The following is a 23,758-nucleotide window of genomic DNA, read 5'->3' as shown; positions in this document are numbered from 1 at the left end:
GCGCTTACATAACCCTAATCTCTTTGGATTGGTGGACTGTGATTGGGTTTACAGCGGGAGTGTAATGGCCACCTTGGTGCCTTTTCCCGGAGAAGAGAAGATGGAGATTCCGTACTCGCCGCCATAGGTCATCTGAATGCGGTCAATGGTATTCTTAATGCCCACGGAAGATGCTTTCTGGTGCAAAATCGCATCTACAGTTGCCTGGCTCATGCCACGGCCGTTGTCGGCCACCTCGTAATACCGGGTTCTGCCGTTAATCCAGCCGCGGATTCCGATGATGCCGCCCGATTCGGTCTGATCGAAGCCATGCAGAATCGCATTTTCCACAAAAGGCTGGAACAGCAGCCGTGGCACATCATATTCGAAGAGCCGCGGGTCCATATCATACTCTACAGTGAACTTGTCCTCGAACCGGATCGACATAATATAGAAATAATTATTCATCCAGTTCATTTCTTCGGACAAAGGAACGGCGCCCCATGTCTTCCTCGAAGTATAATGCAGCATATTGGACAGGCAGACAAGCATCTTGCTGAGCTCCTGCTGATCATTCTCAATCGCCGTCCAGTTCATCACATTCAGGGTATTGTACAGGAAATGCGGATGCATCTGCATGTTCAGCGCCTGAATCTCGGCTTCCTTTTCCTTCAGCTTGGTCTCGTAATTCTCTGTCACGAGCAGATGGATCCGGTCATTCATCCGGTTAAAGCGCTGCGTCAGAATGCCGAACTCATCGTTGCTTACCACATCCACGCGGGTCTGGAAATCTCCTTCGCCCACCGATCTCATCGCGCTTAACAGCCGCTTGATCGGTTTGGTAATTTTACCGGCAATGAAAAAAGCGAGGATAAGCGCCACTATCCCCATCACCACGGCCATGACAGTAATGGAAGCGCGGATCACCGGCACAAAGCTGCTCACCAGCCCTGCTTCCGGAATCCACACGACAGACATCCAGCCGGTAACCTCCGAGCGGTCAAAGCAGACAATCACCGCCTCGCCGTCCAGCGTCATTCTCCGCGCCCCGCTTTTCTCCTGCTGCAGCTCGTCCAGCCACGCCTCCTTATAGGTCTGCGCAATTGCCCCCGGCTCACTGCTGGCGACCACCTTATCATGCGGATCGAGCACCATATAGCGCGAGCTTCCCGGTATGCTGTCCTCATACAAGGATTTAAGCACCTCGGATTTGAAGCTAATGGCAAGTACAGGGCGTTCCACCCCGGCATCCATTTTCTCCAGCTTCGTATTGCTGAGATAGGTGAAATCAAGCACGCGTGTGGCCGAGAACAAATAACGGAACTCCAGATTCCCGTCCTGCAGATAAGGCTGGTTGAACATAGATACGAAATCATAGGTAGGAATCCATACCAGCTTCCCCCCTGCCTGCCGGGCCAGATCGTATATATCCGATTGAACCGGGTCTCCTTGCGGCAGCGTTTGTCCGAAGGTAAAGTAGGAGGTCCATAGCTGGTAGGCATAGATATCCTGGTTCTGGGAAAAGGTTTTGCCGAGCACTGCCGTCACCTGCCGGTCCGCCGCAAAAAGCTCCACTTGGTTCGCGGGGTCCAGCTGGCTGAAAATGCGGAACAGATCCTTATCGAGAAATAAGGACATGCTGTTCTGGTCCACGATCCGCAGCTTCGTGTCCATGACTTCGTTATTTTTTTTGACAATCTCATACACATTCTTCTGCGCCTGCTCCGTGATAATCTTCAGGCTGGTCCGATAGAATAATGCCCCTAGTACGAGCAGGGGAACCGCGATCAGCAGGATGTAGCTTGCCAGCAACCGGTAACGGAAGGTAATCTTCATGCCTCCCGTTTCCTTTGCGAAAGTGCGTGCTTATAAGCTTTTGGCGACATGCCATGATATTTCTTGAATACACGGCAAAAATATTTCGTATCCTGAAATCCGCATTCCAGGGAAATTTCGTATACTCTGAACTGCTCCGCTGCAAGCAGCTCTTTGGCCCGCTTCATACGGACCGCCGTCACATGCTCGGAGAAGGTTTTGCCCGTCCTGTTCTTGATCAGCGTACTGAAATAGGAGGGGTTAAAATGGAAATGCTCGGCTGCCCGTTCCAGTGTAAGGTTCTCTTTCGTATGCCCCTGTATCCAGCCCAGGCATTCCGCGATGACCACCTCACTCTTATCCTGTCTGGATAAGGCGAGGGCTAGATGCGCTTCCCGGAGCGCATGGTTAAGTTTGGTCATTAATTCCTGGTAGGAGCTGCATGAACGGATCAGCATCGTGGCCGTATCGGTCAGCATCTGCCCCGTCTTTTTGTCCAGAATATCCTGATGGTCACTCCGGATCTGCAGCAGCATCAGCGATGCCTGCTCCTTCAGCAGCATGGGGCTGGCCTGTCCGGCATCCGCGAGCTGGTAGACGATCTCACCGCAGACCTCCTGAACAAGGGCGGCATCGTCCATTTTCAAAGCATCATACAGCCTGCCCCAGTCAGGAGCTCCAGCCCCGGGTGTTGAAATAAGCTCATCCGCAAAAAGCAATCCCTGCCGGAAATCGTAGAAATTGTAGCTGTTGGCCGTCCTGGCTGCAAGATACGACCGCGGCGCTTCGGCAAGCAGGGAATGGCATTGCGGCCCAATCCCGTGGGCAAGCTGTCCCGCATGCGCCCACTCAGCCTCCAAAGACTGGGCGATGTAGCGGGCTTCCTCCCGCTTGCCTTGGGTAAGCGCTTCCAGCGCAATCAAGGTCACGGCCGCCTGAACGCCGTCCTCCATCATCCCGCTTAAGGGAACGGTTATGGCCTCCCCCCACTCAGACCAGGCCTGCTCCAGAGAGCGGACGAAGGAGCCGCTGTCCTGCTGTTCCCCGCTGTCCCGGCGGTGCTGCAGCTCCGAATACACAGCCACACCGCTCTCCCGCAGCCATTCATAACGGTTCAGCTCCTCCAGCTCCTCCGGGGCCGCACTGCCGTTCAGCCAGGACAGTATCAACCGGCTCAGGTAGGCGGAAGAAGCCAGCTTCAGCCGGTGCTGCAGCTCTTCCTCTTCGCGGTACTGCTGCTGTTCCGCTGTCAGCTGAAGGTCGATCCGGCTTAAGACCTCCGCAATTTTCTCAATCTCCACCGGCTTCAGCAGGTAATCAAAGGCGCCGTGACGAACCGCCTTCTGCGCATACTCGAACAGATTGTAAGCGGATACCATTACAACCCTGGTTTTAATGCCTTCTACCTTAAGCCGTTCCAGAAATTCAAGTCCATCCATGCCAGGCATGCGGATATCCGTCAATATGGCTTCCGGACCGTGGGCTTTCACCAATTCCATGGCCGACAAGCCATCCTTCGCCGCCACCACCTGGTCCTCCGGCCGCAGCCGCCCAATCAGATTGACCATCCCTCTGAGATGTCTGGGCTCATCATCCACGATCAATATTCTCACTATGCTCAGCCCCCCGAATTGGTTTGAATTACATATCAGCCGCATCTTTGCCCTAATTATAAAAGCCGTTCCGGCTTATTCATAGTGCATTAATATTGGATTGGTGGACTATTATTGGGAGCGTGCGCGGAGTCCGGGAAAGAGCTGTTTCTATGCCGCGTTAAGAGAGGCTAACGTTCCTGATACGTAAATAGCAATCTGGTACGAGGGTTTCACGTTTCTATGCCGCGTTAAGAGAGGCTAACGTTCCTGTCACGCAAACAGCAACGTGGTACGATGTTTTCACGTTTCTATGCCGCGTTAAGAGAGGCTAACGTTCCTGTCCGAGCAAATACAGAAGAGCCGCCCATTTCATTGGCGGCTCTTGCTTGCAAATTATAGTCTTTTTCATTATCGCTTAAACGCCCGCAGGCCTGCATTATCGCTGTCCCTGACCCTTCAAGGTAAGCAGTTGGATTTTCTCCACTTAATCATTCCGGTTTGCTTGCCTTACAGAAATTAGTTGGATTTATGACACTTAATCCTGTCTATATCCCCGCCGTCAGCGAATCCGGCTGAAATTAAGTGCCGTTTTTCCATCTAAGTCCCGGGAATCAGAGAATCTGCCAACAGCAGATGGAGTTTTTCCACTTATATGTTCTACCAATCTATATCCCATTACTCTCCGCCGCCCGCATTGGCCCCGGCATTTCCGGCGTTTGTGCTTGGCGCAGAGTTGCCGCTCCCGGCCGGTGTGTTATTCTCTCCGCTGTTCGTATTCCCGGCTCCCCCGCTTCCCTCAACAGCTGTACCGTCCGCACCGGTGCCGCTCTTCTCTGTGTTCAGCGAAGGCGCCGGGATCGCGATTCCAGGTGCGCTGCTGCCGTTCTCGCCGACAGGCTGGCCCTGATTGTCGTAATAGTACATCGGGACATCACCGACAACCATCAGGTAGGAGACAGGAATTTCTGTGTCCACGATCTGCGGCTCCATATCAAACGGAATGACAACCGCTACCTCGGTAACAATATGAATAAAGACTTCAACGAGAATCATGTTGATGCCGGCATTTTGCTGCCGCGTGTTCAGTTCCACCTTTACCGCACCCTGCGGTTCGATTTTGATCGGAATATCCGGCCCAAATGAAGCAATCAGCGGACTGCCCAGCGCCTGGCCCAGCGGGATATGCTCCGTCTGGTTATGCAGCTCCTGCAGCGTGGACTGGATGACCTCGGCCGCCTGTGAAGTAATCCGCATATGCTCCTTATAGTTGAGCATGAACCCGGAGATTTTGCCGTTCTTATCCGTCTTCCAGTCAATCAGCGCTTCCGCGTTCCCGCCGTCCGCAACCTGGGAAGTAATCGCCTTGTTAATGGATTCCGTAGCGATTTGCTTCACCCGGATCTGCGCCAGATGGAGAATCGGCGGCTTCAAATGCTGCTCCACATAACGCAGCCCCTGAAGCACAGCCAGAATCAGCAGCAGGCTCAGGATGATCCAGAATCTGCCCCGGCGGTGCGGCTTCCGGCCTTTCCCGGCCACGGCCTCCTGCTTCTTCCGCTCCCGGCCGCGGAACAGGCTGAATCCCCCGCTCCGGCTGGCTTTGCGCCAGACACGGTAGCCCGGAGCGCCTGCTCCTGCACCGGTCGAAGCCGTCTCATAACCCGCTTCCTTCCTGTCCGGCCGGATTCCCGACCTAGAAGGCTTCGCCACGAATACACCGCCCCGGCTTGATGCCCCCGCCCCGGACCTTGACGGCTTCGCCGCGAATCTTGCTCCCGAACCCGGCGGCCGGAAGACTGCCTTCGACGGTTTGGCCTTGAACGCCGGGCTGCGCCCGGCCGGTCTCGGCAGCCCGCTCCAGCTGAACCTCGGCAGCCGCAGACGCCCGAAGATTGATACGCCTGCCCGCCGGTTCCCCCATTTTCTGATTCTGCCCATGCCTTGCAGTCCCTCCCGACATTCCTGCGGTCAAGCCGCCCATGTACTATAGGCTATTCGGGACGAACGCAAAATAACCCCACAATGTGGGAAAAGCAGTGAAGACACTTATCCTTTTTAACCGAAAATGAGCAGTTCCCGGTGTAACACCGAAGAACTGCTCTACGCTTCTACTTCCTTTTATCCTTTATATAGATTGAACTGGAATTTGAGTTGGAGAAGGGAGTGACGGAGGGGAATTTTGGAACTGTAGGAGCGGAAGCGTCCGCCTTTGTCTACGGATTTCTACCGCTAAAGGCGGTACAAATCAAGAAATCTGTAGACAACAGCGGCCGGAAATCCAAATATTCACCGCAGTTACGAATACTTCTTTACTTAAAATCTTAAGTTTAATCTATATTGCACCCTACCCCATCCGCTTACGCTTATCCTCCTGCAGATGCCCCCAGTGACGGCGGACAAAAATAGCGATCAGAATTACCATAAACACCGCATACCAAGTAAGGAATCCGTTCCATTCCTCCCGGGGGACAATCAGCGAGGAGCTGATCGTTCCAAACAGCCAGATGTAAGACAGATTCCCAAGCACCGTCCCCCAGATAAAAGCAGCAGGCTTAATCGGAGAAACGGCCGACATCAGATTGATAATATTGCTCGGCACAATCGGAATCGTACGCAGCAGCACCAGGGTCCAGATGCCGTAGCGGTCCAGATACATCTGCCATTTGTCATAGCGCTTCAGCTTATATCCCCATTTCCGGTCAAACCACTCCGAAAGATAGCGCCGGAACAGGAAGTAGACGAGCACCGCACCAATATTACAGGCCAGCCAGCTGACAATCATCCCGCCAATAACATTAAATACAGAGACGTGAAGCACAATCAGGATCGCTAGTGGGAAAAATCCGAATAAACTTTGCAGTACCGCCAGCGGAACGGTAGCGAATAGAATGGAAGGGCCGCTCAATCCAAGACTCTGCAGCAGCCAGTCGATCCAGGCATTAATGGTCTCGGTCACGGAGTTCTCCCCTTTCCTGACTCCTTGCAGCAGCTGTCTCCTGATTTCATACTGAACATAAGGGAATCGCTCATTAACGTTTGTTTCGTGAATCTCAAGTGGAAACGGCGTTGCCGTCCTTTAATAAGGACGGTACCGTTTCAGCGAGAAAGATAAGGAACATTTATTACGCGAAGCATATACATTCTTATCTTTTCAAGAAAAACACCCCTCTCGGGGTGTTTGTTGAATGAGTTTGCTTATGATATGTACATCTAAAGAACAGTCGTTAGCGTACAAGTTACAGAATTGTAGCCTATGTTCTTTCAATCATAGCACACATCGATCTTCTCTGCCAAATAGCTGATTCGCTGAACAATCTCTACAAATCCACTCCGGTAATCCACTCATTCACCTTGGCTTCATTGTTATCGACCCAATCTTTGGCCGCTTCCTCCGGCGATTGTCCGCCTTGGATCTTGACCATAACCTGAGCCATATCGTCTGCGGTCCATTTGAATTGGCTTAGGAACAGATATACATCGGGCATATCATCCTTCAGACCTTTTCGTACCATAGTATGGATCTGTTCAGCACCGCCGTATACATTCCTCGGGTCATCCAGATATTTCAGATCCATATTCGCGAACATCCAGTGCGGAGTCCAGCCGGTAACTACGATCGGTTCATTATTGTCAAAAGCTTTCTGCAGCTCCTGTGCCATCGCCGCCGAAGAGCTCTCAAGCAGCGTATAATCGCTTAATCCGTACGCTTCAATTGCCGCTTCAGTAGCCGTCATAATTCCGGCACCCGGTTCAATTCCGATAATCATGTTATCCAGCGAAGCCGCAACCTCCGCATTGTTCAGATCCTCAATGGAATTGATATCCATATAAGCGGGAACGGCAAGTCCAGTCTTCGTTCCATCCAGATTCACACCGGCATCTACGATATCATTGCCGTATTTCTCCAGATAGGAAGCATGGGTACCCGGCAGCCAGGCGGCTACCATCGCATCCGCACTTCCATCAGCAATCCCTGCCCACATTGGACCGGCATCGACCTGGAGCATTTCTACCGTAACGCCAAGCTTCGATTCCAGTACTTCCTTAACCACGTTCGTGCTGGCAATTTCCGAATCCCAGGCTACATAAGCCAGCTTCACCGAAGAATTATCCTTGGACGAGCATCCGGAAATAACAACAACCATCATCAATAGCATAATCAAGCCAAGCTGGCTCAGTTTCATCGATTTAAATTTACTCATATGAATTAAACACTCCTCTATCCTTGTTGTTTGGGCTTGAACAGCTTCTGGGTCAGACGGTCCAGCAATATCGCAATAATAACAATGGCAATTCCCGCTTCGAAGCCTGCCCCCGTCTTGGCCTGTGATACCGCACGGTACACATAGGCTCCGACACCCTGGGCGCCGATCATTGACGAGATTACGACCATCGACAGTGACAGCATAATGGTCTGGTTAATACCGGCCATAATAGTCGGCAGGGCAATCGGCAGCTGCAGCTTGAACAGCTTCTGTCCTGCTGTCGATCCGAAGGCATCCGCAGCCTCCACCAGCTCCGGCGATACCTGCCGGATGCCCAGGTTCGTTAGACGGATGGTTGGCGGGATAGCAAATATAATAGAAGCAATCACCCCGGGCACTACACCCAGAGAGAAGAACGATACCGCAGGCAGCAGATATACGAACGCCGGCATCGTCTGCATAAAGTCAAGTATAGGCGTAGCAATATTCTGGAAGGTCTTGCTCTGCGCACAGAGCACTCCCAGCGGAACCCCGATAATTACAGCCAGCAAGGAAGCCGTCAGCACAAGGGCCAGCGACTGCATCGAGGGGTCCCATAATCCGAGATTATCAATCAGCAGCAGCCCGATCACTGCGAACAATGCCATCCGCCATTTGCCGATCCAATAAGCCAAAGCGGCGATAAGTATGGTCAGCACAATCGCGGGCAGGAATGTTAGCGCCGCATCAATGCCGCTTACCATTCCGCCGATCACAGCATGAATGAGATCGAAGAAGGGGCCGAAATAAGTCGTCAGCCAGTCTTCGAGCCATTCTACGCCCTTTCCGAGCGGTATTTTGGGTAAATTCATGAACCAAGTCCTCCTTCCGGAACCGCATTACCGGCAAGTGCGGACAGCACGGCTCCCTTGATGACAATGCCCTTCAGCTTGTCACCCTCATCTACTACAGCAACCGGCAGATGCGTCTCCGACATCATCTCGAACAGGTCATTCAGCAGGGTATCCGGCCGTACACGGGGAATCTCCCGCTGCATGACTTCCAGAATGCTCCGGTTCTCTTTCAGTGCCTGTGCCGCATTCTCCGCTGTAATTACACCTTGGAGCTTCATTTCATTATCCGCCACATACAGGCTGGATACTCCGCTGTCCCGCATAAGCTGCAGGGCTACCCGGGGTCCGCGTTCCGGACGGATCATCTCCGGCTGGCGCATGACATGAGCGGCGGTCAGCACCTTGGACAAGTCGACGTCCTCAACGAATCGTTCTACATATTTATTCGCAGGCTGAATGAGGATCTCTTCCGGCGAACCGATCTGGACAATGACGCCGTCCTTCATCAGTGCAATCCGGTCACCAATCCGCAGTGCCTCATCAAGATCATGCGTGATGAATACAATGGTCTTCTTCACTCTGGCCTGAAGCTCCAGCAGCTCCTGCTGCATATCCTTGCGGATCAGCGGATCAAGTGCACTGAAGGCCTCATCCATCAGCAGGATATCCGGATCATTGGCCAGCCCTCTGGCCAGACCGACACGCTGCTGCATGCCGCCGCTCAGCTGATCCGGGCGGTGATGCTCCCAGCCCTTAAGGCCGACCAGCTCGAGTGCCTCCATGGCAAGACGGGTTCGCTTGCTTTTCTCCACACCTTGCACTTCCAGTCCGTATTCAGCATTGGCCAGCACACTGCGGTGCGGGAACAACGCGAACTTTTGAAAGACCATGCCGATATTCTTGCGCCGGAACTCTCTTAGCTGCTCCGGATTCATCTGGACAACATCCTTGCCCTTGAACAATACTTGGCCCCCAGTGGGCTCAATCAGCCGGTTCAATAACCGGACGAGCGTGGACTTACCGCTGCCCGACAATCCCATAATGACAAATATTTCTCCTTCTTCAATGCTGAATTCGGCTTTATTCACGCCAACCGTCAGCTTGGCTTCCCGGGCAATCTTCTCTTTGGACCAGCCTTGTTCTAATAATGGAAGTGCCCGTACCGCATCATGACCGAATACTTTGGTAAGCTGTTTCACCTCTATAATTGCCATGGTGACCTCCTTCTCTCCCCTTAATATTTCAGGTTAGTTCTCCTGACCTAGTGTAACGGACTTGTGAAAAGAGACGCAAAGCGCATATTCGCTTAAAATTTAGTGTACAGTTTTAACTTTACGAACTTTACGTATAGAATACTCTGTTTAACGCCATATTCCGTTCCAGATGAATTCTTTACTTATAGCAGCGGATTTGATTACAATACATTGGAGAGGTTTGTTGCCTGTCAGCCTATTCCTCAGGAGGGACATCATGAATGATTTAGAGGGGCTTCTGCCCGAACAAATAGAGCGAATCAGCAAAGTCCGGGAGCGGGTCATCGATTCCATCGGTAAAAATATGGATTTGTACGGGATTACCCTCTCCATTGGGCATTTATACGGTTACATGTATTTCAATCAGGGTCCGGTTACACTGGACGAACTGAGCAGCACTATGGGTATGAGCAAGACATCGATGAGTACCGGTGTGCGTACGCTGCTGGATCTGAAGATGATCGATAAAGTCTGGGGAAAAGGCACCCGCAAGGATCTGTTCGAGGTGGTTCCCGACTGGCATCAGAACTTCAGCGACTACTTCTCCATTAAATGGAGAAAAGCAGTCGAGGGTAATATGACTGCACTTAACAAATCATTGTCCGAGATCCAGCAGATGAAGCAAGAATATGCGGACGAGCCGGACATCGGACGTCTGCTTTTGACCGATGAGGCCAAAATTGAGGAAGCGATCAAATATTACCGCTGGCTGCTGAAGCTGATCGAAGCGCTGGAGACCGGCAAGATTTTTGAATTAATCCCTAAAGAATAATATCAGCCATATACGTTAATCCTATCCGCACAAATGCAAACGGCCGCGATCCTTATATTCAAGGATCGCGGCCGTTTATCATTGTCTGTTAATGTACCGTTACGGAATCTCCACCAGACTGACGTCATCGATATAAATATGGTTACCAGCCTGGATGGCCGTGTTGGTCTGTGCGCTGTTTCCGTCAATGAGCCCCATAAGGAATACCAAATGTGCACCCGCATCGGTGCTGTCATTCATAGTGAAGGTGTAGCTGTACGCCTCCATCTCACCGGTCAGAGCTACGGCTGTCACCGGTAAATACTTGTTGTAATCCGGGCCGAAATGCTCAACGGCCACTTCAATCAGCCGGTTCACATCCGAACGGGCCTTGAAGGTCAGAGTGTAGGTCTTGCCTTGCACAAGCTTCAGGTCTCTGTAATCAACCTGCGCAGTGTAATTATATAATCCGGTGAAATTCAACGAGATATCAAGCTCCTCATCCTTAACTGCGGCACTCCCCTTCCCCGGTTCTTCGAAGTATTGCGTCCAGCCCTTAATGCCCTGATCCGCATTGAAGGTTCCGTTATCCAGCGTGCCGCTGGCAGGTTCGATGACCGGACCGCCTGTGACCTCTCTGACCACAATATCATCCAGCGAAATGGTGTGCGCAGTACCGTTGGCCGTCCCGTCTTCACCTACGGTTTTGCCGATCAGATAGTTCAGCTTCAGCGGGCTGTCATTCGTAACACTGAACTGCGCGCTGTAAGTCGCCCAGGTTGCGGTGACATCGAACTTCGCTTGAGCTGACTGGGCCGAGGTTTCGCTGTACTCCACAATAATCTGCCGCGCAACCGTAGATTTGGCCTTGAAGCTCAGCTCGTAGGTTTTGCCTGCTTCCAGCTTGATATGCTCCTGATAGAACTGTGTACTCCAGGTATCGCTGCCGGCAGCGGCAATCTCGATCTCCGCCACACCCTCGTTCACCTTAAAGTTTGAGACTCCGCCTCCCCCGGACCATGTCGACCAACCCGAGTCACCGCTTGTGAATGAACCGTTGACCACCAGATTGTTGTCATTGGCCAGAATGGCCTGAACGACACTTGAGCCTACATAACCGTCAGCTTCCACGGTAATCTTATAGCTGCCCTCTGCCGGGAATGCTGCGGCACCGATGATAATCGCGCCGGGCTTCAGACTGTAAAGTTCATCCGCGAGCGCTACACCGTCCACCTTCACGGCATTAATTTTGCCGGACCAGTCCCCCTTCTCTATGAAGGTAAGCTCGATCGGCTGCGACACCCGGTTACCGGTGCTGTCTGCGAGCAGCTCCTGCGGCTTGGCCGGCGCGTCCTTGATCTCGAACTTCACATTGTCGATGATGATGTCATGGCTCTGCGGAACGCTCACACCGCCCACCTTGCCAAGCAGGAATTTCAGCGAAAGCGTATCATTCGTTGCCTGCCGGAATTCGAATCTGTAATGATCCGTTGCCGGTGATACATCGATTGTCTTATCCATTGAAGAGATGTATTTCGCATTCTCCGCCTTCACGCTGATCTGGCGGGCAACGCTGGAGCTGGCATCGAATTCGACCACATAATCAGAGCCGGCAGCCGCCTTCAGCCCATTCTGGAACAGCATGACCGAATATGCCTGGTTACCGGTATTCGTAATGCTGAATTTCGCCGCTCCGTCCACTGCCGCCGCAGTACTCTGCCCGCCGTCTTCCGTGACCAGCCGCTCCCAGCTGTTCAGACCGAAGCTGAAGTCCCCGTTCAGCAATGGGTAATAGGTCAGGGCCGGGTCATAATAGAAGCTGGTGCGCAGCAGAATGAAATTATCCACATACACGGTTCCGTCAGTACCGCCAAGCCGCAGGACGAATTGACCCAGGTGATCCGTTGCTCCTGCAAGGTTGGTGAACACCGCCTCTACCTGCTGTTTGTCTGCTGTAAGCTGCACGGGCTGTGAAGCGTATACCTGCCCGTTATTGCCCTGCAGTTCAATTACTGCTGTCCGTGGGGAGGCGCTTTCGGCTTCAAAAGTCAGCTTATAATCGTGCCCCTGCACCAGGAAGATTCCCTTCTGCAGCAATGCAACGTCAGCGCTGCCGCCATCCCCGCCTGAAATTTCAAGCTTGAGGACGCCCGGGTCTACCACAACCGGAAGCACCGCTGCACCACCTGCAGCCGTGGTATGCCAATAGCTCAGCCGGTCCGGCTCGCCCAGATCAAAGCTGCCATTGTAGAGATGGTTGCCGCTTCCGAGCGGCGGTTTGGCACTGTCATGATCGAAGGGGATACTCTCAATCTCTTCGAGCCTGGCATTACCGAGCCATACCGGTGATGCATTGGTGCCCATATTGAACTCGATCCGCGCTGCGTTGTCCGAGCTCTCCTTCATTTGGAACATCGTCTCGAAATGCTGAATCTCCGTTGTCAGATCAGCTTTGAACGCCGGTGAATACGACGGGAATCCCAGCGGCGCCCCGCCTGTCAGGCGGACACTAATATCACGCGCCGTATCCGTCTTGGCATCGAAGCTCAGCTTGTAGTATCTTCCCTTCGCAACTGAGACGATGGCCTGCGGCTGAATCGAATAAGAATTTCCGCCGGCGCTGCTGATGTTTACCTTAAGGAAATTCTGCCCGCCTATCGGCTCAACCGATAGAGCTGCATCCGCTCCTTCATCCTTGTACAATACCCAGTGCGCTGTATTCGGAATGCCCATTCCGGCATCGCCTTCCACTTGTTCGGTGAAGCCGCTGTTATAAATGAAGTTGTCGTCCCCAAGCGGCAGCTTAGCTCCCTCCAGATAAGGCTCCTTCTCAAACTCAACCGGTACCGGTTCCCGGTACTCGCGTCCGGTTAGCTCATATATTCTGACATAGTCAATCTCCATGGAACTCGGAAATACTGTATCCTCTGTAGGGTCACCGTCAAAGTTACCGCCTACCGCCAGGTTCATCAGAAGGTGGAATCTCTGGTTGAACGGTGCCGGATACGCATTCATTGCCGGCTGGCCGCTGCTCTTGCTGTACCAGTCATTCTTGGTGGAGAATAAGACTCCATCCACATACCAGCGGATTTCCCCCGGCTCCCACTCGATGGAGTAGGTGTGGTAATCTTCAATCGTGGAATTGCCCGGCAGCACATATTCCTTGCCGGAATAGACGTTATCCGGCCACTGGGAACCATAGTGAATGGTTCCGGCAACCACATTCGGCCGGCTGCCCCAGCCTTCCATAATATCCAGCTCTCCGGAGGCAGCCCAATTGCCGTAGGTGTAATCTTCCGGCAGCATCCAGATCGCCGGCCAGAGCCCCTTGCCGGTCGGTGCTTTCGCCCGGATCTCGAATTTACCGTACAGTTTGCTGTACAATCCCTTTGTTTTGATCCGTGAGGAGGTATACGGTTTACCGCCTACAGCTTCTTTAAGCGCGGTGATGACCAGCTTGCCGTCTTCTTCCTTCACGTTCTTCCTGTCGCTCGTGTAATACTCCAGCTCATTGTTGCCCCAGCCCGGATTGCCGACAATGGTTCCGTCTCCAAGGTCATAAGTCCATTTAGCCGGATCAATAGAACCGTCGTTGAATTCATCATTCCACACTAGAGTCCACGGATCGCTGGTCGGTACCGGAGTTGGTGTGACTTCCGGCAACGGGGTCGATGTAGGCAGCGGACTCGGCGTAATTACCGGTGTTGCCGTCGGTTCGGGCGTCGGCGCTGGTGTTGCCTCCGGTGTCGGCTCCGGCGTAGCTTCCGGCGTTGGCTCCGGCGTAGCTTCCGGCGTTGGCTCCGGCGTTACCACTGGCGTCGGCGCTGGTGTAGCTTCCGGCGTCTGGGTCACAGCCGGTGTAGCCGTAGCGGCAGTCTCTCCGCCGCTTGCGGCAGCAGGAGGCTGGCTGGCCAGAAGTGCAGCCGGATTCAGATTCGTGCTGCTGCCCTGCTTGAGGGCAAAGCCGCCTACAGTAACATCATCCGCCTGATTCAGCACGGTGCCGAAGCTGCCGCTGCCCTGGATCGTCAAGCCTTTAGCCCCGGCTTTAATGAGCAGCTCGGCCACCTGCGCTTTGTCCATCAGCACAATCGTGCCGGAGGCTCCCCACACCAGCTTAGCGAGCTTGCCGGAGATGTTCAGTGCAATGCGGCTTCCTGCCGGATCTGCGGTGGACACCACTCCATAATTCCCTCTAAGGGTGACCGTCTTCTCCCCCGCCGGCAATACAACATTGGTGAATCCTTCTCCGGTGAGATTGCCTTCTTCAAGGATGGCACCTGAGTTCAGCTGTATTGTTCCCGCTGTTGTGGTCCCGCTGGCAACAATGCGGACTGTGCCGCGGGGCTTCGCAACCTGAATAGTGCCGAGACTGCTGTCCGCAAGGGTCACGCTGTGTTCACCGCCGCCGCGGATATAGGTTGTGCCTTTAACCTGCACACCTTCAATACGGATATCCCCTTCTCCGATACCTTCGGTAAGATAGAGATTGCCTTCAATTATGCTGTCCTTGAGCGTAGCTCCTTCATGGTTCAGCACCACATTCCCCTGCACCGTCCCCAGCTTCACTTCCCCGCCGGAGGACTGAAGCTCCTGCACCAGCGTATCGGCCATCTTGGCCAGCTCGGCGCGGGTAATGTTTCCGTCCGGCTTGAACAAGCCTCCCGGATAGCCCTGAATATAGCCGGCTGCAGTAAATGCATCCGCTGCTGAAATGACCTCGCTGGCTGCCCCGGCCAGATCGCTATACACCGGCCCTGCATGATTGACAGTCTCCAGCCGGAAAATCCTCTGCAGCGCCACAACCGCTTCCCCGCGCTTCAGCTTAGCTGCAGGCTGGATATGGTTATCTGCTCCTGCACTTAGATAACCTGCCGCTACCGCCTTGGCGATATCGTTCCTGTACCAGGCTCCCGCAGGTATATCCGCCGGGAGTGAGGCTGCCGCATCCTTGTAGCCAAATATGCGGTTGATGATGGCCGCGAATTCTGCCCGCGTCACCTGATAATCCGGCCGGAAGCTGCCGTCCCCGTAACCGGAGATCACACCGCTGCGGCTCCAGCGCTGTATGGCATCCGCCGCCCAATTGTCCGTGCTCACATCAGTAAACGCTTTCATTCCAGCGGCAGCCAAATTCCCTTTCTGCACCGCAGCTGTTGCATTCCCCGCAGCTGCCAGCTTACTCTTCGCAGGCAAGGCGCCTGCCGCTCCGCCGCCCAGTGGTGACAATAGTCCGGTAATGATCACAGCGGCCGCTAACACCGCAGATACATTTCTTTTCATTCCCATTATGCCTCCTCTAGTTTCCAGTATCGCCCGTTCCGCAATCACATGGCCGGGTAGTTCACAGCTGCAATAATCGAAATCGGTTTCGATAATATCCATACTTATCCCTTGAGTGCAATAAACCTTTGACTTGTTTCGGCAAGTTGAATAGACTCTAGAAAGAACTATTTCTTAGCAGCAGACGAGTGTCCGATGAACGGCCCTATAGCCTGAGAAACCCTGGCATACCCGTCTTTTGGCCCTGTTACAACTATTAAGCGGGGGTGACTTTAGCATGCAGATGAATATCAAAAAAATTGCCGAAATGGCCGGGGTCTCTGTATCCACAGTTTCGAAAATAATGAATAATTACAGCGATGTTTCCGAAAAAACGAAGCAAAGAGTGCTGGAGATTATCGAACAAACCGGATATACCCCCTCAAGCTCCGCCAAAACACTGGCTACCAAGAAGTCGAATCTGATCGGGGTTATTTTTGCCGGTGAGCTGAATGTGGAGTTTACCCATCCTTTTTTTGTAGAGGTACTGAATTCCTTCAAGAAGCAGATGGGCGTGCTGGGTTACGACCTGATCTTCTTTTCCAATGAGAAATTCATCAGCAGCGGCGATTATTTCTCGCGTTGCCTGCATTTTCATGTGGATGGCTGCGTCATTATCTCCGGACAACAGATGGAGCCTGCCATACAGGATCTGGATAGGAGCAATATTCCCTGCATCGGCGTTGACCTGGAGCTGAACGGCAAGAAATCCGGCTATGTGATGTCGGATAATTACCAGATTGCCTCCAAAGTGGTGGAGCATTTCTATCTGCTCGGCCACAGGGAGCTTGGCTTCATCGGCAGTACGGCCGATTCGGATATCTCCAACCGGCGCGAAGCGGGCTATGTCAAAGCCATTGCCGGTTTCGGTCTGACGATGAATCCCAATTGGTTCGTGCATGGTGATGATTTCTTCGAGCCCAGCGGCTACGCCGCCATGAAGCAGCTGATCCAGACCGGCAGTCTGCCGCAAGCCATCTTCGCCGCCTCTGATCTGCTCGCCCTGGGAGCGGTCCGCGCCTTGAAGGAGCATGGCCTCCGTGTGCCGGAGGATGTCGCCATCATCGGCTGTGATGATATCGAGGCCTGCCAGTATACCAGTCCGACACTGACTACAATCCGCCAGAACAAGGAACGGCTGGGTGTACTCGCGGCCCATATGCTGTTCGATCTCATTAATAATCAGTCGGAAGGCGGCTCCTTCGTGGTTGAGCCGGCGCTGATCATCCGTGAATCCTGCGGAAGCGGGTTGAACCGCTGAGCTGCGCCTCCTTCCGGGTGCAGCTTACTACCTCCCCTCTGTTTCATCATTCCGTACTTACCTGAACCATACTGAAACCGCTTTCGATAATATAATCTCTCATTTGATGGGATGGTTCAAGGTACCGTTTTTCTGTTTATGGGGACCATTTTTCGGCTTGGTCCCCATTATTTGTGTTTAAAAGCGAACGGGCAGGATAATGGAAATGATTCGTAGAAAAAAACCAATAAATGAAACTGGCAAAAGCTCAATCCGGACAATTCTACCGGCAGTTGAATAAAGCGCATGTGACCATTCAACCATCACTTGATAGGATTGCATTTGCGAAAATGCTATGCTGTTTTCGACAGTGCGCACTGTACATTTTGTTTCATTGGAGGTATACAATGCTCGACTTGCGTAAAATTGGAGCTTATATTTCGAAGCTTCGCAAAGACCAGGATCTGACCCAATTGGAACTTGCCGATCAACTGAATGTAAGTCATCAGGCGGTATCAAAATGGGAGCGAGGCGAATCGCTTCCGGATATCGGAACGCTTCCGAAGTTTGCGAGGTTATTCGGCAAAACGGTAGACGACTTTCTAAATGCAGGAGACAATGCAGAAAATCGGGAGCATCAGCACCTAGGAACGATCGTTGAGGAGATCGCAGAGAACAGGCCGGACCGAGTTGCAGTGATGGTCAATACCGGTGAGGTGGAGATGGAAGAGCTTGTAGAGTTAGCGCCGTTTGTAAAAGCAAGCGCTTTGCATAAGGTTACAGAACGAGTAGACAGCAGCATCCTTAAGTTAGACGTGATCATGCGGCTGGCTCCGTTCCTTGGAACAGGTATATTGGATGAACTGGTTCATCAGGCAGATGAGGGCAGCGTGAGCTGGAATTCCGTTCAAGGGCTGGCACCCTTTATTAGCAGAGAAACGTTAAGCCGCTTGGTAGACCGGGTTGCAGATGGCACCATCGATGCGGACCAGATCACAAGCCTCGCACCTTTTTTGGACAGGGAAAATCTCGAGAAGTTGATTAATGGAGTCGAAGCTGAGCAGCTTAGCCCAGATCTGCTGGCAAGCCTTGCTCCTTTCGTGGATCAAGAGACATTGAGCAGAATGGTGACAATCTTATTGAATAAAGTAAAGTAGACACGTATAGCAGGGACCGGAGAATGGTGATGACGAATCCGTCAGCTAACAACAATTTAGCAGCATTGAGGCTGTGTCCCCTCGGTCTGCCCGAGGGATTTCGGAATTAAGCTAACGGGAAACCTTATCTCAATAAAACAGCGGCAGTCCAGGACTTTGTTTTCTCGTCCACGGCTGCCGCTGTTTTCCATAGTTGTGGCTGGTCTAATACATATCTCACGATATCTGACGATTTAATGATTCGGAAACCGCCTTGATGCAGAGTGTATTAAAGAGCTGTTGGGGCAATCACCTGCGGGTCCAGTGACAGGCTGACCAATTGGCCCGCGTGGGTGAGACCTGCACCGAATCCGTACAGCAGGATCCGCTGCCCATTCTGCACCTTTCCTTCGCGGATGCCAAGATCGAGGGCAAGCGGAATACTGGCCGCCGAGGTGTTGCCGAAATATTCAAGGCTGTACAGCGCTTGTTCGAACGGGTACTTCAGCCGTTCACAGATCGGTTCAATCATCCGCAGATTGGCGCTGTGCGGGATGAACCAGTCCACTTCCGCAAGATCCGCTCCTGCGTTCTGCAGCACCTGCTGCACCCCCTGCGGAACTGTCCGGACCGCCCACTTGAAGACCTCACGCCCGTTCTGTACCAGCATGCCAGTAGCAGTAAGCTCCACCCCGTTCACCTTGTCCGCCAGCCCCGTGCGGTAGACATGCTGCGCTCCGCTCCCGTCGCTGCCGAGATTGAACCCTAAGAAGTGATCTTTATCCCCGCCGCTCTCCACAAGCACAGCCCCTGCACCATCACCGAACAGAATACTGGTACTCCGGTCAGTGTAATCGGTGATTTTGGACAGCGCGTCAGCGCCGATGACCAGCACTTTATGATGTAGTCCCGAAGACACCAGCGCATGAGCCGTATGCAGAGCATAGACAAACCCCGCACAGGCGGCACTCATATCTATCGCTCCCGAAGTAAGCGGAATACCGAGACGGTTCTGCACAATGGCTGCCACGGAAGGAAAAGAGAAATCGGGCGTACTGGTAGCCACGAGCACCATATCGACATCCTGTATACTTTTACCATAACGTTCCATCAGATCCTTAACGGCGGCGGCACATAAATCACTGGTATATTCATCTGCGCGGCTGATTCGGCGCTCCCGGATACCTGTCCGCTGAACAATCCACTCGTCATTGGTATCGACCATTTGCTCCAGATCAAGATTCGTAAGTCTCCGGGACGGTACATAAGAGCCGATCGCTGTAATTCTTGCACCCTTCATCAATATCACCTCATCGTTAGTTATAGTATCTGATATTAGTACTTGGTACTAATAATAACTTAAACTGAATTACTTTGCAAAAAAATTACAGGTGAAAATGATTTCCAGCTCGCCTTGTGTGATCAATGTATCTTACCATCGTAAAGATTCAGTGCTACAATCTTTACAGTGTAAAGATAACGGAAAGGAAGGCTGCAGGAAGTGACGGATAAACCCTACCACCACGGCAATTTACGGAGCCAGCTTATAGAAGCAGGCATTAAGCTTATTAACACAGACGGCATCAACAGCTTTTCCCTGCGCAAGGTCGCAGCCGAATGCAATGTCAGTCATACCGCCCCCTACAGCCATTTTAAAAATATAGATGAGCTGGTATCCGCCATGGGTGAGCATGTCACAGAGCAATTTATGGAGTCCCTGCGTGCATCCGTTCAAGGACAGGAGGACCGCCAGGAAGCGATGTTCCAGCTGGGGCAGGCGTACATTGATTTTTTCATGGAGCATCCGCAATATTTCCAGTTTTTATTCTACCACTCAGGCTTAGTCATTGATTTAGACAACTATAATTCCGACAGTTATCTGCCATTCGTTCTATTCCGGACCACTGCCTATCAATTGTTCACAAGCATCGGACTGCCGGAAGCAGAGTTCTCCCGTCAGTTGATTTCACACTGGGCGATGGTGCACGGCATTGCTTCACTGCTTACCAATAACGGGGTGCGTTATTCGGGGAACTGGCGTGATTTGTTAGCGCTCGAATCTGTAGTTAAGGAGACATGAACCATGAGAATGATTGTACACGATCTGCAGGAGCAGGAATTCGCAGGATGGGCAGAGGGCGGGCAAGGAGAGCTGACTGTTATCTCGGACAATGGTACCATCCGCCAGTGTATGGGCTGCTTCGGCTGCTGGACCCGGACGCCCGGCGCATGCGTGATACGGGATGGCTATAACAATCTGGGTGAGCTGTTCTCCAAAAGCGATGAACTGATTATCATCAGCAAATGTATGTACGGCAGCTACAGTCCTTTTGTCCTGAATGTGCTGAACCGGAGTATTTCCTACGTCCTCCCCTATTTTGTCACCAAGAATGGAGAAACCCATCACCGCAACCGGTATGATCACCTGTTCGAATTATCGGTGCATTTCTATGGGGACGACATCACCGAGGCTGAAAAAGACACAGCCAGATCGCTGGTCACCGCGAACAGCCTGAATTTGTATTCTGCAGGAAACCATGTGTACTTCCATGACAGCCTGCACAGCATTAAGGAGGCGATCCAATGAACATCGCCATGATCAACGGCAGCCCCAAGCCCGTTAACAGTAACTCAGGTATTTTGTTGAAAATGCTCGAGCCGCTTATCCGCACGGGGAATGAACTAACCTACTATAATCCGAACAAAAGACCGCTCACCCCTGCGCAATACAGCGAATTGTGCCGTATGGATGTGCTGGTGATTGCCTTCCCGCTCTATGTAGATGCCATCCCTTCACACTTGTTCAGGCTGCTGGCAACCCTCGAGGAATACCTTAAATCAGAGCAGGAGCAAGAACAGGAAGAACAGGATATCTACGTCTATGCTATGATCAACAATGGCTTTTATGAGGGCAGTCAGAATCACATTGCTCTGGATATCCTTAAACACTGGTGCACACGGGCCGGAGTTCATTTCGGGCAGGCGCTGGGTCAAGGTGCCGGTGAAATGCTGGGCTCCCTGGAGAAGGTCCCTCCCGGCAAGGGTCCGCTTAAGAACCTGGGAAAAGCAATGCACAGCATGGCCGCTAATATCCAATCCAGAAGCGCAGATGATTCTATGCTGTTCAGCCCCAACTTCCCGCGCTTCGCCTGGAAATTCGCCGCGACCCACTCCTTCTGGAATGCTACCGCCAAGAAGAACGGCTTGAAGAGAAAAGATATACTCAGAAGGCTGTAAAATATACTGAACGCACGCCAGTACAAGTATTGATCGTAATGGTTGTTACGCCGGGCCTTGCGCCATACGTTCCGGGTCGCCGCCCGGCAGCAAAAGTTGCTATATAAGCTGAACTTAAGAATGACAGTTAGCCGATTAACGCCCCTGTGCCGAGCAAGGAATTCGCAATACAGTAGCGCAATAGAGCAGCGCAATACAGCAGGATAGATTAGATTCTTAAGTTCATTCTATAACTCTAGCTGACGTCCGCCTGTGGAGGCCGATGTAAATGAGGGTACTTTGACGTTGATCCGAATGCGGTTGCAAATACGGTTGCGAATGCGGACACGGTTGCAGATACATTTGCCTAGAAAAGTACAAATGTTGTACGTATTACAACTCGGATACATAAATTCCGGGATATTCGTAAGGATTGTTGTCTATCACGAGGGAATTGTTGTATTTCGTGCAAGATTTCAGCTAACTATATTGAACTTAAAAACTGACTGGGGATTACGCTGCACACTCCGGGTTACCGCCCGACAGCAAAGGCGGATGTTAGCCTGTGTTGCAGACAGTTACGCCGCAAAGCTCCTCTAGAGTTAAGGAGTGCGGATGCACATTTCGGAATAGTTGTATTTCGTGCAGTTAAAAGACGGCGAAAGACCGGAAAAGCAGGAATAACTGTATTCTGTACAATTAAAATAGAGAAAAGTGTCTCTTTATAGCATAGGAGAGTTAAATAAGTGTATAGAGTGCAATTAAACCTCCCCTCGCGCAATAATTGATCATTTTAGTTGTACAAAATACAGTTATATCGAACGATGGCCAGCCGATGGATGAATCCCTTGAGTGCAATTGGGCGAAAGCTTCCAGTGCAGCGGATGGTACAGCAGCGCTACACTGATCAAACATACAACAAGAGCCCGGTCCCTTAACAGGACCAGGCTCTTCTGCATACAGCTCTCTTACTACATTCGGAGGATTTCATCTCCGGGGATTCGGCGGCCCATTGGCACACAATCTCATTTCCCCGCCAATTCCACCGTAACCTGCTCCACCAGCTTCTCCGGCTTCGCCGTGTTCCTTGACCGGCAGTTCAGAAACTCCACATCTTCCCCGTTCTCAACGTAAAAGGCCGGTCCTTCGTGGTTCTCAATACTGACCTGCTGAAATTGCACATCGCGGACGTTGCCGAGGTAGAATCCCCGGCGCTGCATATTCTCCATACCAGTCATCATATCGGGATGGCCGGGCACCGCATGTTCCGCCATCGAAATATCAATATTAGTGAAGGTGATTTCCGATACATACTGCTCGGCAAGCCCGTACAGGAATCCTGCCGCTGCGTGAACATTGCGGGCAGTAATATTGGCATAATGAATCCGCCGGAACTGCGGGGTCTCCTCCGTTACCGGATATGGGTTCTTGTCCCAAACATACTTCTCCTTGCCCCGCGGCCCGCAGAAATAATACAGGTTAAGCGTGAAGGGACAGATCACATCCTCCATCACAATGTTGCTGACACGGATATCTTCAATGATCCCGCCGCGCCCTCTCCGCGATTTCATGCGGATGCCGCGGTCCGTCTGCTTGAACACACAATTGCTGATCGTCACGTTGCGGATATCGCCGCTCATCTCACTGCCCAGCACCACCGCTCCATGCCCGTGAACCATCACGCAGTTCGTAATCGTGATATTCTCGCAGGGAATCCGCTCCTTGGTGTCCTCGGTGCCTGCCTTAATGGCAATGCAGTCATCGCCCACATCGATATGGCAGTTGCTGATGCGGACATCACGGCAGGACTCAGGATTAATGCCATCCGTGTTCGGCGAATCTGCCGGATTCAGGATCGACAGATTATCGATCGTCACATTGCTGCAGCCGATGGGATTTACGGTCCAGCTCGGAGAATTGATCAGCTGTACATCCCTGATCGTTACCCGGCTGCAGTTGTCGAAGCCGATCAATCTCGGGCGGGGATACTCCAGCTCTTCGGGATGATTCCGGTGCTTCTCCCACCAGGGTGCACCGTTTCCGTTAATGGTCCCACTGCCTGTGATGGAGACGTTCACTAGATCCGCTCCATATATGCAGGCCGCGTGCACCTCCTGCTTCACCCCTTCCCACCGTGATACCACGGCCGGGTAATCCTCCGGATCGGTACTGAAGGACAATACCGCTCCTGCACTTAAATGCAGCTGAATGTTGCTGCGCAGGCGCACTGCACCTGTCACAAATGTACCGGCCGGAACATACACCGTGCCTCCGCCGGCGCTGTACGCTGCCCAGATGGCGTCCGCAATCGCTGCCGTTGCCGGAACCCCGCTATCCCGGAGCGCTCCGTAATCCGCAATATTAAACACTGCGCGCCTCCTTTCTACTAATCCACTGCTGGTCCAGGTAATCC

16 protein-coding genes are annotated in these 23,758 nt (G+C 52.5%); 6 read left to right on the top strand and 10 right to left on the bottom strand.

Annotation, left to right across the window (positions count from 1 at the left end; translation table 11 throughout):
* Positions 1–48: 48 nt before the first annotated feature.
* The 7 genes from NSQ73_RS03475 to NSQ73_RS03445 form a co-directional block, all read right to left on the bottom strand.
* On the bottom strand, positions 49–1,815 hold the full coding sequence (locus tag NSQ73_RS03475) for a sensor histidine kinase (protein WP_340985400.1): 1,767 nt from the start codon (positions 1,813–1,815) through the stop codon (positions 49–51).
* Positions 1,812–3,407: a response regulator transcription factor gene (locus NSQ73_RS03470; RefSeq protein ID WP_340985399.1), complete on the bottom strand. Its 1,596-nt coding sequence runs from the start codon at positions 3,405–3,407 to the stop codon at positions 1,812–1,814. The genes NSQ73_RS03475 and NSQ73_RS03470 overlap by 4 nt, the downstream gene beginning before the upstream one ends.
* A 657-nt stretch (positions 3,408–4,064) precedes the next feature.
* Positions 4,065–5,327, bottom strand: coding sequence for a sporulation protein YunB (gene yunB / locus NSQ73_RS03465; protein ID WP_340985398.1), 1,263 nt, complete (start codon positions 5,325–5,327; stop codon positions 4,065–4,067).
* 406 nt (positions 5,328–5,733) lie between these two features.
* Positions 5,734–6,345, bottom strand: a complete 612-nt coding sequence (locus NSQ73_RS03460; RefSeq protein WP_042139861.1) for a TVP38/TMEM64 family protein — start codon at positions 6,343–6,345, stop codon at positions 5,734–5,736.
* Positions 6,346–6,706: 361 nt separating this feature from the next.
* A complete protein-coding gene (locus NSQ73_RS03455; protein ID WP_340985397.1) occupies positions 6,707–7,591 on the bottom strand; it encodes a glycine betaine ABC transporter substrate-binding protein in 885 nt (294 codons plus the stop codon).
* A 17-nt stretch (positions 7,592–7,608) separates the two neighbouring features.
* On the bottom strand, positions 7,609–8,445 hold the full coding sequence (locus tag NSQ73_RS03450; protein ID WP_039305343.1) for an ABC transporter permease: 837 nt from the start codon (positions 8,443–8,445) through the stop codon (positions 7,609–7,611).
* On the bottom strand, positions 8,442–9,641 hold the full coding sequence (locus tag NSQ73_RS03445) for a quaternary amine ABC transporter ATP-binding protein (protein ID WP_042139862.1): 1,200 nt from the start codon (positions 9,639–9,641) through the stop codon (positions 8,442–8,444). Before NSQ73_RS03445 ends, NSQ73_RS03450 begins: the two co-directional genes overlap by 4 nt.
* 256 nt (positions 9,642–9,897) lie before the next feature.
* On the opposite strand from NSQ73_RS03445, the gene NSQ73_RS03440 reads away from it, so the two are divergent.
* The gene (locus NSQ73_RS03440; RefSeq protein ID WP_171720151.1) at positions 9,898–10,452 is read left to right on the top strand and encodes a GbsR/MarR family transcriptional regulator; all 555 of its coding nucleotides are present in this window, start codon (positions 9,898–9,900) and stop codon (positions 10,450–10,452) included.
* Between the two features lie 99 nt (positions 10,453–10,551).
* Here the strand turns inward: NSQ73_RS03440 and NSQ73_RS03435 are convergent, their stop codons facing one another.
* A complete protein-coding gene (locus tag NSQ73_RS03435; RefSeq protein ID WP_340985396.1) occupies positions 10,552–15,714 on the bottom strand; it encodes a carbohydrate binding domain-containing protein in 5,163 nt (1,720 codons plus the stop codon).
* A 283-nt stretch (positions 15,715–15,997) separates the two neighbouring features.
* Between NSQ73_RS03435 and NSQ73_RS03430 the strand changes: the two genes are divergently transcribed.
* Together NSQ73_RS03430 and NSQ73_RS03425 are read left to right on the top strand one after the other, a co-directional pair.
* Complete coding sequence (locus tag NSQ73_RS03430; protein WP_340989181.1) at positions 15,998–17,014, top strand: LacI family DNA-binding transcriptional regulator; 1,017 nt, start codon at positions 15,998–16,000, stop codon at positions 17,012–17,014.
* A gap of 386 nt (positions 17,015–17,400) precedes the next feature.
* Positions 17,401–18,150 carry a helix-turn-helix domain-containing protein gene (locus tag NSQ73_RS03425; protein ID WP_340985395.1) on the top strand — a complete coding sequence of 250 codons (750 nt, stop codon included), beginning with the start codon at positions 17,401–17,403 and terminating at the stop codon, positions 18,148–18,150.
* A 268-nt stretch (positions 18,151–18,418) separates the two neighbouring features.
* Here NSQ73_RS03425 and NSQ73_RS03420 read toward each other — a convergent pair whose 3' ends face one another.
* On the bottom strand, positions 18,419–19,429 hold the full coding sequence (locus NSQ73_RS03420; RefSeq protein WP_340985394.1) for a ketoacyl-ACP synthase III: 1,011 nt from the start codon (positions 19,427–19,429) through the stop codon (positions 18,419–18,421).
* Positions 19,430–19,630: 201 nt separating this feature from the next.
* On the opposite strand from NSQ73_RS03420, the gene NSQ73_RS03415 reads away from it, so the two are divergent.
* Genes NSQ73_RS03415 through NSQ73_RS03405 form a run of 3 tightly spaced genes read left to right on the top strand, consistent with a single transcriptional unit; the run spans position 19,631 to position 21,366 of the window.
* Positions 19,631–20,209, top strand: a complete 579-nt coding sequence (locus tag NSQ73_RS03415) for a TetR/AcrR family transcriptional regulator (protein WP_340985393.1) — start codon at positions 19,631–19,633, stop codon at positions 20,207–20,209.
* 3 nt (positions 20,210–20,212) lie between these two features.
* On the top strand, positions 20,213–20,716 hold the full coding sequence (locus NSQ73_RS03410) for a flavodoxin family protein (RefSeq protein ID WP_340985392.1): 504 nt from the start codon (positions 20,213–20,215) through the stop codon (positions 20,714–20,716).
* On the top strand, positions 20,713–21,366 hold the full coding sequence (locus tag NSQ73_RS03405) for a hypothetical protein (protein WP_340985391.1): 654 nt from the start codon (positions 20,713–20,715) through the stop codon (positions 21,364–21,366). The genes NSQ73_RS03410 and NSQ73_RS03405 overlap by 4 nt, the downstream gene beginning before the upstream one ends.
* A gap of 1,004 nt (positions 21,367–22,370) precedes the next feature.
* On the opposite strand, the gene NSQ73_RS03400 is transcribed toward NSQ73_RS03405, so the two are convergent.
* Entirely contained in the window at positions 22,371–23,714 is a 1,344-nt protein-coding gene (locus NSQ73_RS03400) for a glycoside hydrolase family 28 protein (protein ID WP_340985390.1), read from the bottom strand.
* Between the last annotated feature and the right edge of the window lie 44 nt (positions 23,715–23,758).

It is taken from the genome of Paenibacillus sp. FSL R10-2736 (genome assembly GCF_038000245.1).
Taxonomy (GTDB): domain Bacteria; phylum Bacillota; class Bacilli; order Paenibacillales; family Paenibacillaceae; genus Paenibacillus_AQ; species Paenibacillus_AQ phytohabitans.
Note: the sequence above shows the minus strand (reverse complement) of the source record. Positions and strands in the feature narration are given on the sequence as shown.